At 71.0% G+C, this 15,291-nt stretch carries 10 protein-coding genes; 2 read left to right on the top strand and 8 right to left on the bottom strand.

The window, feature by feature from the left end:
- Positions 1–351: 351 nt before the first annotated feature.
- Complete coding sequence (locus OG252_RS32965) at positions 352–2,382, top strand: glycosyltransferase family 2 protein (protein WP_329340650.1); 2,031 nt, start codon at positions 352–354, stop codon at positions 2,380–2,382.
- 58 nt (positions 2,383–2,440) lie between these two features.
- A complete protein-coding gene (rfbC, locus tag OG252_RS32960; protein ID WP_266439580.1) occupies positions 2,441–3,034 on the top strand; it encodes a dTDP-4-dehydrorhamnose 3,5-epimerase in 594 nt (197 codons plus the stop codon).
- 99 nt (positions 3,035–3,133) lie between these two features.
- Here rfbC and OG252_RS32955 read toward each other — a convergent pair whose 3' ends face one another.
- From OG252_RS32955 to OG252_RS32920, 8 genes are all read right to left on the bottom strand, one after another.
- Positions 3,134–3,928: a class I SAM-dependent methyltransferase gene (locus OG252_RS32955; protein WP_266439578.1), complete on the bottom strand. Its 795-nt coding sequence runs from the start codon at positions 3,926–3,928 to the stop codon at positions 3,134–3,136.
- 127 nt (positions 3,929–4,055) lie between these two features.
- Positions 4,056–5,420: an FG-GAP repeat domain-containing protein gene (locus tag OG252_RS32950; protein WP_329340647.1), complete on the bottom strand. Its 1,365-nt coding sequence runs from the start codon at positions 5,418–5,420 to the stop codon at positions 4,056–4,058.
- A 126-nt stretch (positions 5,421–5,546) separates the two neighbouring features.
- Entirely contained in the window at positions 5,547–6,437 is an 891-nt protein-coding gene (gene rfbD / locus OG252_RS32945; protein ID WP_329340645.1) for a dTDP-4-dehydrorhamnose reductase, read from the bottom strand.
- Positions 6,434–7,429, bottom strand: a complete 996-nt coding sequence (gene rfbB, locus OG252_RS32940) for a dTDP-glucose 4,6-dehydratase (RefSeq protein WP_329340644.1) — start codon at positions 7,427–7,429, stop codon at positions 6,434–6,436. Before rfbB ends, rfbD begins: the two co-directional genes overlap by 4 nt.
- Positions 7,426–8,493 carry a glucose-1-phosphate thymidylyltransferase gene (locus OG252_RS32935; protein ID WP_329340642.1) on the bottom strand — a complete coding sequence of 356 codons (1,068 nt, stop codon included), beginning with the start codon at positions 8,491–8,493 and terminating at the stop codon, positions 7,426–7,428. Before OG252_RS32935 ends, rfbB begins: the two co-directional genes overlap by 4 nt.
- Positions 8,494–8,715: 222 nt before the next feature.
- Positions 8,716–12,885, bottom strand: a complete 4,170-nt coding sequence (locus tag OG252_RS32930) for an Rne/Rng family ribonuclease (RefSeq protein ID WP_329340640.1) — start codon at positions 12,883–12,885, stop codon at positions 8,716–8,718.
- A gap of 246 nt (positions 12,886–13,131) precedes the next feature.
- Entirely contained in the window at positions 13,132–13,911 is a 780-nt protein-coding gene (locus OG252_RS32925) for a TIGR03936 family radical SAM-associated protein (RefSeq protein WP_266439568.1), read from the bottom strand.
- A gap of 48 nt (positions 13,912–13,959) precedes the next feature.
- Complete coding sequence (locus OG252_RS32920; RefSeq protein ID WP_329340638.1) at positions 13,960–15,225, bottom strand: hypothetical protein; 1,266 nt, start codon at positions 15,223–15,225, stop codon at positions 13,960–13,962.
- Positions 15,226–15,291 lie beyond the last annotated feature (66 nt).

The raw sequence follows: 15,291 nt of genomic DNA, 5'->3' as shown, positions 1-15,291 counted from the left end.
CTCTCTCTCACTCGGGACGGACCCCCTGATGCCAGCCGCTCACACGGACCCGAAGGCCCGATGATCCGGATTGGACGAGCGGCCTCCCCTGCTCGGAGAGCAGGAGGTGGGGTGCTCAGGGGTGGGTGGGTACGGAGACACACCGAGGGTCAAGGTTACGGGCCGCCCCAGGCCCGGTCAAACCGGGCCCGCCCGCTCCAACGGGAGGAGCCACGCGGGTTTGCCGGAAACCCCTTCAGGTACCCAGAACCTCTGCGGATACTCTGTGACTCCGCCCATACACACAATGGCCACCGGCCATACACGCGACGGCCACCCCCTCAGGGCTTCCCGACAGGAGACAGGTAGCAGATGCCGACCAAGGTGAGCGTCATCATCCCGGTGTACAACCCGGGTAAGTACATAAAGCCTTGCATTGACTCACTTTTGAGGCAGACCCTGCCTGCCGACGAATTCGAAGTTCTCTTCGTCAATGACGGCTCGACCGATGACACTCCTGCAGAGCTGGACGCCCTCGCCAAGGAACATCCGCATTTCCGGGTGATTCACATACCGAATTCCGGCTGGCCCGGAAAACCGAGGAACATCGGCGTGGGCGAAGCCGCGGGTGAGTACGTCCAGTTCCTCGACCAGGACGACTACCTCGCCTCCGACGCGCTGCGCCGGATGTACGACATGGGCCACCGCAACGGCTCCGACATCGTCATCGGCAAGGTGGCCAGCAACTTCCGCGGTGTCCCGCACGGCGTCTTCCGCGTGGACCGGGAGAAGTGCAATCTCCAGAACGCCCCGCTGTACGACAGCCTCACCCCGCACAAGATGTTCCGTGCGGAATTCCTCCGCGAGAACAACATCGCCTATCCCGAGGGCAAGCGGCGCCTCGAGGACCAGCTGTACATGATGGAGGCGTATTTCCCCGCCAAGGTCGTCTCCATCCTCGGCAGCTACACCTGCTACTACTACTCGAAGCGCGACGACGGAAACAACGCGGGATCCGCCAAGATCGTCCCTTCCGGTTATTACGGAAACCTCCGCGAGGTTCTCGACGTCGTCGTCGCCAACACCGAGCCCGGGGAATTCCGGGACCTGCTGCTCCGCCGCTTCTACCGGGTCGAAATGCTCGGCCGACTCAGCGAGCCCTCGGTCCTCAAGTACGACGCGGCCTACCTCGACGAGATGGTCGACGCCGTGCAGCCGCTCGCCAAGGACTTCATGACGGACGGGGTGCACGACGGGCTCGGTGCGCTCAGCCGCATCCGGTCCACGCTGCTGCGCCGCGACGACCGTGAGGGTCTGGTGCGGATCGCCCGCTTCGCCACCTCCATCAAGGGCGCGGCCCGGCTGGAGGACGTCGCCTGGCGGCCCGACGGCAAGATGGACGTCACCGTCAGCGCCCGGCTGGTCCACGGCGAGAACGCCGAGCCGCTCAAGCTGCTGCGCCGCGACGACCGGCTCTTCCTGCACCCCGAGTACACCGAGGGCGTGCTGAAGGACGGCGAGCTCGTCGACGTCACGGACGAGATGGACGGCTTCAAGGGCGAGATGTCCCTGCGCAACCGCGAGACGGCCGTCGAGTGGCCCTGTCCCGCGGAGTACACCTCCACCGTCGAGGACCTGGGCGACGGCGCCTGCGAGGTCGTCCTGCGCGGCACCGGCCAGGTCAGCCCGCAGGGCGCCAAGGGCCGCGGGCCCGTCTCCCGCGGCTTCTGGGACATCTGGGTTCCGGTCCGCGGTCTCGGCGTGGTCCGCAAGGCCCGCCTGGGTGCCGACCGCGCCACGCACGTCGACGCCGACTGCCGCCCCGCGCTGCTCGGCTCCCCCGCCCGCCCGGTCATTCCGTACTTCACCGACCCGCACGGCAACCTCACCCTCGACGTCGCCCGCCGCGGCAAGAAGCTGGTGCCGTACCTCGAAGGCCACCCCGTGCTGCGGATGCCCGGCAGCCGGCCGGAACTGCGGCTCGACGTGTTCGCCCGCCCGAAGACCGCGCCGATGAAGACCCAGCTGATCCTGAGCTCCGGGGACGGCCGTACGTACACGCTGCCCGCCGAGGTCCGTCACGTGGCCGGCCGCGCCCACATAGCCCTCCCCCAGCGCCCGGTGGCCGTACCCGCCGGCCGCTGGAACCTTTCGGCCGCGCTGGACGGGGAGAAGAACCCGGCCCTTGCGCTCTGCGAGGTGACCGTCGACGGCAAGGGGCGGCTGCGGCTCGGCGACGACCTCCCCGTCGTGTCCCCCGAGGTCGTACAGCCGGAGCTGGCCAAGCGGCGCAAGGCGGCCCTGCGGCGCAGGCTGCGCGCCGTCGGTGGTCCGATCGTCCGCAGGCTTCCCTCGCCGGCCCGCAAGAAGATCCGCCGACTCGCGGCGAAGCTGGTCGGCTGACCGGCTCCGCACCCCGGACACTCAGTACGTACACGCACCACAGTAAGGATGTGATCACATGCGGGAGCTCGGCATCGCCGGCGCCTGGGTGCACGAACCGAAGGTCTTTCCAGACGCTCGCGGGAGCTTCCACGAGTGGTTCAAGGGGGCGGACTTCGCGGAGGCCACCGGCCACGGCCTGAACCTGGCCCAGGCCAACTGCTCGGTCTCCAGCCGCGGCACCCTGCGCGGCATCCACTTCGCCGACGTGCCGCCCAGCCAGGCCAAGTACGTCAAGTGCGTACGCGGCGCGGTCCTCGACGTCATCGTCGACATCCGCACGGGCTCGCCCACGTACAAGCAGTGGGAGGCCGTACGGCTGGACGACGTGGACCACCACTCCGTCTATCTCTCCGAGGGGCTCGGGCACGCCTTCATGGCGCTGACCGACGACGCGACCGTGGTCTACCTGTGCTCCGAGGGGTACGCCCCGCAGCGCGAGCACGGCATCCACCCGCTCGACCCCGACCTGGGCATCGAGTGGCCGGCGGGCATGACGCCCGTCCTGTCCGACAAGGACTCCGCGGCGCCGACGCTGGCCGAGGCCGAGGCTCAGGGCCTGCTGCCGTCGTACGAGGCGTGCCAGGCGTACGCGGCGCAGCTGCGCGGCTGAGAACGCCGAGCACGCTGAGCACGCTGAGCACGCTGAGAACAACGAGGAGGGGCCCCGCGGACGGATCCGCGGGGCCCCTGCTCGTGTCGTACGGAAAGATCAGCCGCCCAGCGACGCGATCTGGCCGCGCAGCTTCTCGAAGCCCGCGCGCGGGCGGCGCAGGTTCCGGGCGCGGACCAGGGCGGGCCAGAAGTCGGCCCCGAGCAGCGCCTCGGGCTGCACGGCGTTCTTGCGCACGAGCACCTCTTCGGGAACCGCCTGCGGGTCCGGGACGACGTACTCCTTGATGATGTCGTCGTAGTTCTGCTTGAGCACCGTGTTCTGCGGGTCGGCTCCGAAGACCACGGCGACACCGGTCGGCGCGGTGTCGATCTCGAGCACCGTCAGGTCGGGGCGGTACTTCCGCAGCACGGTCACCAGCTTGTAGACGTCGCCCGTCCAGAACTTGGTGTGCCGGTCGCGGGCCGCCTCGTCGACGTCGCGCGGCAGCATGTCGTCGAGGACGATCACGCTGGACCAGCGGGAGTGGCGCTCCACGTTCATGAAGTCGCGCAGCGCGTACTCGAAGAGGTGCATGCCGTCGATGAAGGACAGCTCGAGGGTGGGGTCGCCGCCCAGCATCCCCAGCGGGTCGCGGCGGGCGAGGGCGCGGAAGGGGTTGCGGCCGCGGCGCAGGTGGACCAGCGGGTCCTTGCGGGCGAAGAAGTCGTCACTGGTCGACTGGACCAGGTGGACGTCGCAGCTGATCGAGGTCACCACCTTGAAGGCGGGGTCGATCGCGACGGACGCGACGCGCGAAAGTGCCAGGCTGCGGCCGTCGTTGACGCCGATCTCCAGGTAGTTTCGCGGCCGGTAGATACGGTGCAGTCCACGCAGGAGTTCATGACGGTCCACTGAAGCGGCCTTTCGAGGGGTTGCGGCTGTCCTTGTTTCCCGCGAAGTTACTCATTCAAAGGCTCTGGCGTAAGCTTTCTCGGAAGTTCACCATAGGTTTACATACTCACCGGTAGGAAATCGGCCGTCATCCGACCAGCCTGAAGCCGTTCCCCCCGCCCGATATGTTCGGTCCGAGATCGACGTCGGCCTCCCTGAAGACCAGCGCCGGAGTGGGCTCGACCCCGTCCCGCCCGCCGAGCAGCACCCGGACCTCGCCCTCTCCCGGGCCCTCCACGGCGAGGTCGGCCGCTCGGTCCCCGTTCGTGTCCAGCATCGCGCCAAGGCCGCCGGGCAGGGACCGCGCCCCTTCGACCGTCAGGCCCCGGGCGCTCCCCTTCAGCAGGACGAGGCTGGTCGCGCCGTCCGGTTCCGTGCCGGTCACGACCGAGAACGCCATGTCCGCGTATCCGTCGGCATCCATGTCGCCGACCCCGACATCGAAGCCGAAGGTGCAGTAGGAGAAGGGGCCTTCAACCGGCAGTCCGGCGGTCTTCTCGGTGATGCGCGAGGGCTTGAGCTTCTCGCTCTGCCCCGAGGGGCCGCCGTACAGGACGCTCACGCGGCTGCCACCGTCCGGAGTCATCGGGTCGCCGCGCATCTCGCAGGCGAGTCCCGCCACGACGTCGGCGAAACCGTCCTTGTTCAGGTCCCCCGTCCGCAGCGGCGCGCCGTGGAAGTCCTTGCCCTGGTCGTCCTTCAGGCGCGGCCCCTTGGCCAGCTTCCCGTCGGCGGCGCCGCGGTACAGGAGGGTGGCGCCGGCGACGTACGACCCGTCCGCCAGGACGGCCCAGGTGACCAGGAGGTCGTCCTTGCCGTCCCCCGTGACGTCGCCCACGGCGGAGGGCATCGCGTCGGTGTACGCCGGGTCGCTCGGCCTCAGGTCGAGAGGAACCGTGCGGCGCGGTACGCCCTCGCGGCTGAACGGCCCCAGGAGGACCTGTGCGGTGTTGTCCTCGGTCCCGGTGACGACGAGGTCGGCCCGTTTGTCGCCGTCGAAGTCACCGGTGACGGGGGCGGCACCTGTCAGTCGGGCCCCTTCGGACAGCCCTTTGGCACTTCCCCAGACGACGAAGACCGTGCTTCTGCCCGCCTGGGTGACGAAGTCGGCCCGCCCGTCCCCGTCGAGGTCGGCGGTCACACCCTGGCTTGCGAACCCGCCCCCCTCGCCTGCCTTGCCGAGCCCCAAGTCGTCCTGGGTGACGACCCGTTGCCCTTCGAGTACCGGGCCCTCGGAGGATCCGCGGATCACGGCCGCGTACCCGGCGGCGTATTTCCCGTTGACGGTGGCCCTCCCGTCAGTGGCGACGAGATCCCCGTACCCGTCCCCGTCGAAGTCCGACCGGACGGCAGGCCGTCCCGTCCCTCCCTCCCCGTCCGAGTCCGACCCGCCCGACCCGCAGGCGGACAGCAGGAGAACCAGGACCGCGCCGACGACAAGCCTTTGCTTCATGGGAGTGGGACCACCGCCCCTCGCCTTCGGTTGCACGGAAGCCCCCCAAACACCGGTGGCCGGGCCCCGCCCGAAGGCAGGACCCGGCCACCGCGGTCGTCCGCGCAGTCGTCCGATCGGCTCCCGTCAGCCCCGCTCCGCCGCGAGCAGCGCGGGAAACGCCTCGGTCAGCGCCTCGCGCCAGTCCCGGATCGGCTCGATGCCCGCCGCCGCCCACCGGTCGTGGCCCAGCACGCTGTACGCGGGCCGGGGCGCCGGCCGCACGAAGGCCGCGCTGGTGGTGGGGCGGACCCGCTCCGGATCGGCGCCCAACTGCTCGAAGATGGCCCGCGTGAAGCCGTACCACGTCGTCTCGCCACCGCTGGTGCCGTGGTAGACGCCAGCCGGTGCGGTGCCCGCGAGGGCGCCCTGGCCGAGGCGGACCAGGCGGTCGGCGAGGTCGGCGGTCCAGGTGGGCTGGCCGCGCTGGTCGTCGACCACGTCGAGGGTGTCCTTGACTCCCTCCAGCTTGATCATCGTACGGACGAAGTTGCCGCCGCCCGCGCCGTACAGCCAGGCCGTGCGCACCACGTAGCCGGTCTCCGGGAGCGCGGTGAGGACCGCCTCCTCGCCCGCCAGCTTGGTACGCCCGTACGCGCTGCGCGGCCCGGTGGGCGCGTCCTCGGCGTACGGCTTCTCGGCGTCCCCGGGGAACACGTAGTCCGTGGACACCTGAAGGAGGACGGTCCCGCTCTCCGCGCACGCCTCGGCGAGGTGGCGTGCGCCGTCGCCGTTGATCCGCAGCGCCTCGTCCTCACGGGACTCGGCGTCGTCCACGGCCGTCCAGGCGGCGCAGTTGACGACCACGGCCGGGTGGTGGGCGGCCAGCGCCGCGCCCACCGAAGCCGGATCGGTGATGTCCAGCTCGGTGCGGGCGGCCGCGACGGCCGGGATCCCGGCGGCGGCGAGCCGCGCGAGGACGTCCTGCGCGAGCATCCCGCCCGCGCCGGTGACGAGCCAGGTCCGGTTGCCGGTCACAGCGCCGCCCGCTCCTTCAGCGGCTCCCACCAGGCGCGGTTCTCGCGGTACCACTCGACCGTCTCCGCCAGGCCCTGCTCGAAGCTCTTGCGGGGCTCGTAGCCGAGCTCCTCGCGGATCTTCGTGCAGTCCACGGAGTAGCGGCGGTCGTGGCCCTTGCGGTCCTCGACGTACTCGACGCTGGTCTCCCAGTCGGCACCGCACGCCTTGAGCAGCAGCTCGGTGAGTTCCCTGTTGGAGAGTTCGGTGCCGCCGCCGATGTTGTAGACCTCGCCCGCGCGGCCCTTGGTGCGGACCAGCTCGATGCCCTGGACGTGGTCGTCGATGTGCAGCCAGTCGCGGACGTTGCCGCCGTCGCCGTACAGCGGGACCTTCTTGCCGTCGAGGAGGTTGGTCACGAAGAGCGGGATGACCTTCTCGGGGAAGTGGTGGTGCCCGTAGTTGTTGGAGCAGCGGGTGACGCGGACGTCCAGGCCGTGGGTGCGGTGGTAGGACAGCGCGATCAGGTCGCTGGACGCCTTCGCCGAGGAGTAGGGCGAGTTGGGCTCCAGAGGGTGGGTCTCGGGCCAGGAGCCCTCGTCGATCGAGCCGTAGACCTCGTCGGTGGAGATGTGCACGAAGGTCTTGATGCCGGCCCGGTGCGCCGCGTCGATGAGCGTGTGCGTGCCGACCACGTTCGTACGGACGAACTCCGCGCCGCCGTCGATGGAACGGTCGACGTGCGACTCGGCCGCGAAGTGCACGACCTGGTCGTGCTCGGCCATCAGCTTGCCGACCAGCTCGGGGTCGCAGATGTCGCCCTGCACGAAGGCGAATCCGGGGTGCGCGCGCACCTCGTCCAGGTTGGCCGGGTTGCCCGCGTAGGTCAGCTTGTCCAGGACGGTGATCGCGACATCACCGGAGCCCTCCGGGCCGAGCAGCGTACGGACGTAGTGCGAGCCGATGAAACCGGCACCGCCGGTCACCAGGATCCGGGTAACGGGGGTCGTCATGAAGAGATCTGCACCTTGCTGTGATCACCGAGCACGAGCCGGTGGGCCGAAGGGTTACGGGGAGCCGGCGTGACCTCGACATCGCGCCCGATCAGCGAGGCCTCCACCCGGCGCACGCCCGTCACGGACGAGCCGCGCAGCACGATGGAGTACTCGATTTCGCTGTCCTCGATCCGGCAGTCCTCGGACACGGAGGTGAACGGACCGATGTACGCGTCGTTGACGACCGTGCCGGCTCCGATGATGGCAGGTCCGACGATCCGGCTGCCACTGACCCGGGCACCCGCCTCGATGCGGACCCGGCCGATGATCTCGCTGCCCTCGTCCACCGTGCCCGCGTTCACCGGCTCCACGGTCTCCAGGACGGACCGGTTGACCTCCAGCATGTCGGTGACGTTGCCGGTGTCCTTCCAGTAGCCGGAGATCGTGGTGGAGCGGACGTCACGCTTCTCGTCGATCAGCCACTGGATGGCGTGCGTGATCTCCAACTCGCCGCGCCAGGAAGGCTCGATGGAGCGGACGGCCTCGTGAATGGCCGGGGTGAACAGATAGACCCCGACGAGCGCCAGATCGCTCTTCGGCTCCTTCGGCTTCTCCTCCAGGCCCACCACCCGGCCGTCGCCGTCGAGTTCAGCGACGCCGAAGGAGGTGGGGTTGGGCACCTTGGTCAGCAGGATCTGCGCGTCGGGCCGCTCGGCCCGGAACCCCTCCACCAGACCGGTGATGCCACCGACGATGAAGTTGTCGCCGAGGTACATGACGAAGTCGTCGTCACCGAGGAAGTCCTGGGCGATGAGCACGGCATGGGCGAGGCCCAGCGGCGCTTCCTGCGGGATGTAGGTGACCTGGGTCCCGAAGCGGGACCCGTCGCCCACCGCCTCGCGGATCTCGTCCGCGGTGTCACCGACGACGATGCCGACTTCGCTGATCCCGGCTTCGGCGATCGCTTCCAGGCCGTAGAAGAGCACAGGCTTGTTGGCTACCGGCACCAGTTGCTTGGCCGAGGTGTGGGTGATCGGGCGGAGTCGGGTACCCGCTCCCCCGGAAAGCACGAGAGCCTTCACGTATTGCGCCCCAATACTGTGCACATACGGGAATCAAAATCCCTGTTTGTCTGAATTTTTAACATCAATCTCGGCTCACATCATAACCGCGCCGTCGAGACACTGATTCACTCATCGTTCACATACTCGATCATTGGATGCCTCCTCGGGGCCGGAAAACGAGATCCGCCCCCGATCGGTCGGACCGGGGGCGGATCACGTTCTTCTTCGTACGACGGAGCGTCAGGCCTCGTCGGCAGGGGCCGAGACGGACCGGAGCGACTGCTGCTCGGCCGCCGCCGTCTTCTTCGACGCCGCCTTCTTGGCGGTCGTCTTCTTGGCGGCGGTCTTCTTCGCAGCCGTCTTCTTGGCCGCCGTCTTCTTGGTGGCGGCCTTCTTCGCCGTGGCCTTCTTGGCCGTCTTACGGGCCGTCTTCTTGGCCGGGGCCGCTTCCTCGGCCTCGGTCACTTCCTCGGCCTCGGCCACGGCCGGCGCCTCCACCGGCTCCTCCGCGGCCGCCGGGACGACCACGACGGCCGCCTCCTCGGACGCGGTGGGCGCGGTGGCCTTGCGCACGGCACGGCGCCTCGGACGGGCCGGGGCGGCGCTCTCGGCGGGCGCCTCGGCGGCGGCAGCGGCCTCGGCGGCCGGCGCCTGGTCCGCCTGCGGCTCGGCCGCGGGCACCGTCTCCGAGACCGTCACCACGGCCGCCTCGGCGCCCGCGGGCGAACCGGCCGGCGCGGACACCTTGCGGGTCGCCCGGCGGCGCGTACGGCCCTTGGGCGCGGCCTCCTCGGCGACCGGCTCCGCGGCCGGCGCCTCGACGACCGGGTCCTCGGCGGCGACGGGCGCCGTCTGCGCGACGACGGCCTCCTCCGGCTGCACCGGACGCTCGACCTCTTCCTCGGCCGTGACGTCCTGAGCCGTGGGAACCTCGGCCTGCACCGCGGCCGGAGCCTCGGCCCTGGCCTCGTCCCGCCTCTCGGCGCGCCTGTCGTCCCGCCTCGGCGCGCCCGCCGGAGCCGACGCCCGCCGGCTCGTCCGGCGCCGCGAACGGCCCCGACCGGCCGCGGCCTCCGCCTCGGCGACGCTGCTGTACAGCTCCTCGTCCGGCTCGAACTCGGGCTCGGTCAGGACGAAGGGCTCGGCGACCTCGGCGGCCACCTCGGCCTCGATCTCCTCGGGAGCCTCGACGGTCTCCACGGCCGCCTCGTGCTCGTGCGTGTGCCCGTCACCGCCGCGCCCGCGCTTGCGGCGCTTGCCGCCGCCTCCGGCGGAGGTCGGCTGCTCCATGTGGACGATGACGCCACGGCCGTTGCAGTGGACGCAGGTCTCGGAGAACGACTCCAGCAGGCCCTGGCCGACCCGCTTGCGGGTCATCTGGACCAGGCCCAGCGAGGTCACCTCGGCGACCTGGTGCTTCGTACGGTCGCGGCCCAGGCACTCCAGCAGGCGCCGCAACACCAGGTCCCGGTTGGACTCCAGCACCATGTCGATGAAGTCGATGACGATGATGCCGCCGAGGTCGCGCAGCCTGAGCTGGCGCACGATCTCCTCGGCCGCCTCCAGGTTGTTCCTGGTGACCGTCTCCTCGAGGTTGCCGCCCTGACCGGTGAACTTGCCGGTGTTGACGTCGACCACGACCATCGCCTCAGTCCGGTCGATCACCAGCGAACCACCGCTCGGCAGCCAGACCTTGCGGTCCAGCGCCTTGGCGAGCTGCTCGTCGATCCGGTACGTGGCGAAGACGTCGACCTCGGAGGTCCACCTCTGCAGCCGCTCGGCCAGGTCGGGCGCGACGTGCGAGACGTACCCGTGGATGGTCTCCCACGCGTCGTCACCACTCACGATGACCTTGGTGAAGTCCTCGTTGAAGATGTCGCGGACGACCCGGACGGTCATGTCCGGCTCGCCGTACAGCAGCGTCGGCGCGTTCGAGCTGCCGCCGTTCTTCGACTTCTTCTGGATGTCCTCCCACTGGCCCTGCAGCCGCTCGACGTCCCGGCGCAGCTCGTCCTCGCTCGCGCCCTCGGCTGCGGTGCGCACGATGACGCCCGCGTCCTCGGGGACGATCTTCTTGAGGATGGTCTTCAGCCGGGCCCGCTCGGTGTCGGGCAGCTTGCGGCTGATGCCGGTCATGGAGCCCTCGGGCACGTACACGAGGTAGCGGCCCGGCAGCGAGACCTGGCTGGTCAGCCGCGCGCCCTTGTGACCGATCGGGTCCTTCGTCACCTGGACGAGCACCGGCTGCCCGGACTTGAGCGCGCTCTCGATGCGCCGCGGGCCGTTGCCCATGCCCAGCGCCTCGAAGTTGACCTCACCGGCGTACAGCACGGCGTTGCGGCCCTTGCCGATGTCGATGAAGGCGGCCTCCATCGACGGCAGCACGTTCTGCACCTTGCCGAGGTAGACGTTGCCGACGTACGAGGTCGACTGCTCCTTGTTGACGTAGTGCTCGACGAGCACGCCGTCCTCCAGGACGCCGATCTGCGTACGGTCGCCGTACTGGCGGACGACCATCACGCGCTCGACGGCCTCGCGGCGGGCCAGGAACTCCGCCTCGGTGATGATCGGAACGCGTCGGCGGCCCTGCTCACGGCCTTCCCGGCGGCGCTGCTTCTTGGCCTCCAGACGGGTGGAGCCCTTGATGGACTGCACCTCGTCGGACGGCTCGGCCTTGGGACGCGGCTCGCGGACCTTGACGACGGTGCGCTCCGGGTCGCCGTCACCGGGCTCGGCCTCGGCCTCGGTGGAGCTGTCGCCGGCACGACGACGCCGACGCCGGCGGCGACGACTGCTGCTGGACCCGGAGCCGCCCTCGCGGTCCTCCGCGTCCGCGGCGTCGTCCGCGTCCTCCTCGGCCTGTTCGGCGGTGTCCTCGGAGTCCTGCGCGGCCTGCTCGTCGGCGAACTCGTCGCCGTCGGAGTCCTGGCCCTCGCCCGACTCGGAGTCGGCGGAGTCGCCCCGGCGACGGCGACGGCCGCCGCGACGGCGGCGACGGCGCGAACCGGTGTCCTCGGACTCGTCGCCCTCGGCGGAGTCCTCGGCCTCCTCGGCCTCGTCAGGCTCCTCCTCCACGGCGGTCTCGGGGGCGGCGGCCCGCACGGCCTGGGCCTCGGGCTCCTGCGCGGGGGCGGAGCCACGGCGGCGGCGCCGACGCCGGCCGCCCTGCTCCTCCGAGGTCTCCTCGGTCTGCTCGGGCTCCTCGACCGCCGCGGGCTCGACCTCGGGCTCGGGCTCGGGCTCCGTCTCGGCCTCGGCGGCCGCGGCGGCAGCGGCCCGCTGCGGGGTCTGGAACTGCGGCTCGGTGAAGACGGGCGCCTGGAACACGGCGACGGCGGGCCGCGCCGGGCGGCGCGGAGCCTCCTCGTCCTGACCGGCGGCCGGCTGCGCGGGCGCGGCAAAGCCGGTGGCGGCCTTGCGGGCGACCCGACGACGCCGACGCGGGGAGGCGTCCTCGGCGGGCTCGCTCTCGACCGGCTCGTTTTCGACGCGCTCGCTCTCGGCGGCGGGGGCCTCGGGCTCGGAGGTGCTGGCCACCACGGCCTCCTCGGCCGACTCGGAGTCGCTGCCGGCGGGCGCGGTCACCCGGCGCGTGGCACGGCGACGCGTCCGACGCGGAGCGGCGTCCTCGACGGCCGGCTCGGTGTCGGTCTCGGTGGGGAGGTCCACGGCTTCGCCGACGGCCTCGGCCGTCTCGACGGCCTGCGCGGCCTCCAGGCTCTCGGCGGCGTCCTCCGCCTTCGGCGCCCCGGCGGGCGCGGAGGCCCGGCGCGTGGAGCGGCGACGCGTACGCGGAGCGGGCGCCTCGGCCGGAGCCTCGACGTCCTCGACGGCGGCGCTCTCGGCGACGGCCGGGGAAGCGGCGGGCACGACGACCTCGGCAGCCTCGGCTGCCTCGGCGGAATCCGGTGTCCCAGCGGGTGCGGACACCCGGCGGGTGGCACGCCGACGCGTACGAGGAGCGGGCGCGGCCTCTTCGGCCGCGGGGCTCTCGACAGCCTCGGCCGCCTGCGCCTCCTGCGCACCGGCGTCACCGGCAGCGCTCACGGGTACGACGGTCTCCGCGGCCTCGACAGTGGCGGAAGCCCCGGCGGGTGCGGACACCCGGCGGGTGGCACGCCGACGCGTACGAGGGGCGGGCGCGGCCTCTTCGACCGCGGGGCTCTCGACAGCCTCGGCCTCCACCGTCTCGGTGCTTTCGGCGCCCTCGGCGAGTTCTTCCTCGTCGGTTACGAGATCCTCGGCATCCGCGGCCGGTATGGCCGGCGCGACGGTCTCCTCCGGAGCCTCGGACGAGGCGACCGGCGGACCCGCCGGGCGGGAAGCGGCACGGCGCCGACGACGCGGCGGCAGGGTGTCGCTCGGAGTGTTGGGTTCGGAACCCTCAGTGGGTTCGGTCGGTTCGAGCATGCGGGCATTTCTCCCGTCAGGCTCCCGGGCGCCGCGCCTGGTCCGGCGATGTGCCGGTGACGTCCGCGGCTCGCGCGTTGCGCGGTGCCGCCGTCCGGGGCGCGGGCGCCGCACGGGAGCTCTCTGTGTCCTGTCTCACCGGTTCCGTACGCCGAATGCGTACGGCCTGGCGAAAGTCTTCTGGTAGGTGCGCTGCCCGACCCAGGTGGCTCCCGAGTACCAGGGCGGCGCTTACGACGTACGTCCCTACGCGGAACCTTCCGGCACCGGTGCCGTCGCGGCGGCAGCCAAAGCGGCCGTCGAGAGGGCCGCCGCTGCCTCGCGGTCGGGTGCGAGCGGGTCGGTCACCGTGCCGGTTTCCTCATCGAACAGCCCCTGCGCCAGCCTGGTCACCGCAGCGGGGACCGGCGGCGCCAGGTCGGCCACGGCGTGGAGACCGGACAGGACGTCGTCGGGTCGAACGGCAGGCGTCACGTGCCGAACAACCAGCCGCAGTATCGCACAGGGCTGGTCGGTCGGCCTATCAGCCTGCGGAGCGTGCGTTTCAAGGTGCGCGACCGCCGGGCGGGCGTCGAAGGTCCGTACGCCGTTCTTGGTCTTGCGCCGGACCTCGACGGACTCGGCGGTGTTGAAGGCCGCGATCGCGCGTTCGGCGTCCGCCGGGTCCACGCCGTCCAGCCGCAGCTCCCAGACGGAAGCGGTGAGCCGGTCGGCGAGGCCGGAGGTCCGGGCCTCGACCGCGTCGATGACGTCGAGCCCGGCGGGCAGTGACTCGTCGAGCAGCAGTCTGAGCTTGTCCGGGTCACGCGTCTCGGTGAGGGCGATCTCCAGGTATTCCGCCTCACTGCCCGTGCCGGTGGGTGCGGCATTGGCGTACGACACCTTCGGGTGCGGTGTGAACCCCGCCGAGTACGCCATCGGCACCTCGGCACGGCGCAACGCACGCTCGAAGGCGCGCTGGAAGTCACGGTGGCTGGTGAACCGGAGGCGGCCGCGCTTGGTGTAGCGCAGTCGGATGCGCTGCACCGCGGGTGCGGGCGGCGGGCCTTCGGGCTGTCGCTTGCCCAGTGTCGTTCAGTCCTTCGTGAGAGCGGTCGTACTACTACCAAGAGTACGTGTCTCGCGGGCCTCAGGTTCCCGCCGTTCCACCACCTGCGGCTGTCGCGGCTCCCCGAAGACCATCCGCCGGAAGTCGGCGCGCGCCTGCCGCACGGACTCGCGGGCGGCGGCGAGGGCCTGCCGGGTGGCGCGCCCCACACTGCGCGCGGCCTCGGCGGCGGGCCGCAGGACGGCGTCCCGGACGACATGCCCGACCGGCGTCAGGACGGTCCGGTACACCCACCGCACGGGCTCCACGAAGATCCACCGGAAGAGGGTGCCGAGGAACCGCCCGACGGCGAGCGAGATGTGTCCCGCGATCCGCCAGGCATGCCCGAGGGCCTCCCCGATCTCCCGCGCGACAACGGCGATCGCCCGCCCGACGGGCGCGAGGATCCAGCGCCAGACGGCGAGCGCGGGCAGGACGAGGAGCACCCGCGTGATCCAGTAGAGGGCAACGCCCACCCCGGTGACGAGCATGCTCAGGCACCACACGGCTCCCCTTGCACACCAGGCGATCGCCCGCCCGACAGGCGTCAGGATCCAACGCCAGACGGCGAGCGCGGGCAGGACGAGGAGCACCCGCGTGATCCAGTAGAGGGCAACGCCCACCCCGGTGACGAGCATGCTCAGACACCACACGAGTCCCTTGCCGCACCAGGCGATCGCCCGCCCGACAGGCGCGAGGACCCACTCGTACACCCGCACCGCGGGCACGACGAGGAGGTACCGCACCAGCCAGGCGACGACCGCGTAGGTGCCGGCCCCGAGGGCGGCGAACGCAGCTCCCACTCCCCTGAGCACCCACATCACGCCATGCCCGATCGGCGTCAGCACGCGCGCGTACACCCACGCCAGCGCGGCCCCGATCCCCCGCGTGCCCCAGGCGAGGGCATGCCCGAGAGGCGTCAGCAGGTACCGGTACAGCCAGACGAGCGGCACGACCACGAGCACGTGCCCGAGCCATCCGAGCCCCTTGGCGAGCGGCACGAGCAGGTACCGCCAGAGACCCACGAACGGCCAGACGAAAACAGCCCGCCCGATCCAGAGCAGCGCCCGGCCGAGCGGCCGCAGCACCACGTCGTTCAGGAACCGCCCCACGACAACCAGCGCGTCCCACAGCACCCGCACGGGCACGACCAGCACGAGCACGACGATTCGCACCGGAATGCGGATCGCGACAGCAAGACACCCCTCGGGGGGCTGCGGCTGCGGCTGCGGTGACGGCTTCTCCAGATCCATACCGAGACAGACGCATCAGCTGCCCGTCCGGATGCACTACCTGCGACTTTCCGCCCCTCTTGTCCT

It is taken from the genome of Streptomyces sp. NBC_01352, assembly GCF_036237295.1.
GTDB lineage: Bacteria > Actinomycetota > Actinomycetes > Streptomycetales > Streptomycetaceae > Streptomyces > Streptomyces plumbiresistens.
This window is presented reverse-complemented; position numbering and strand designations above follow the sequence as displayed.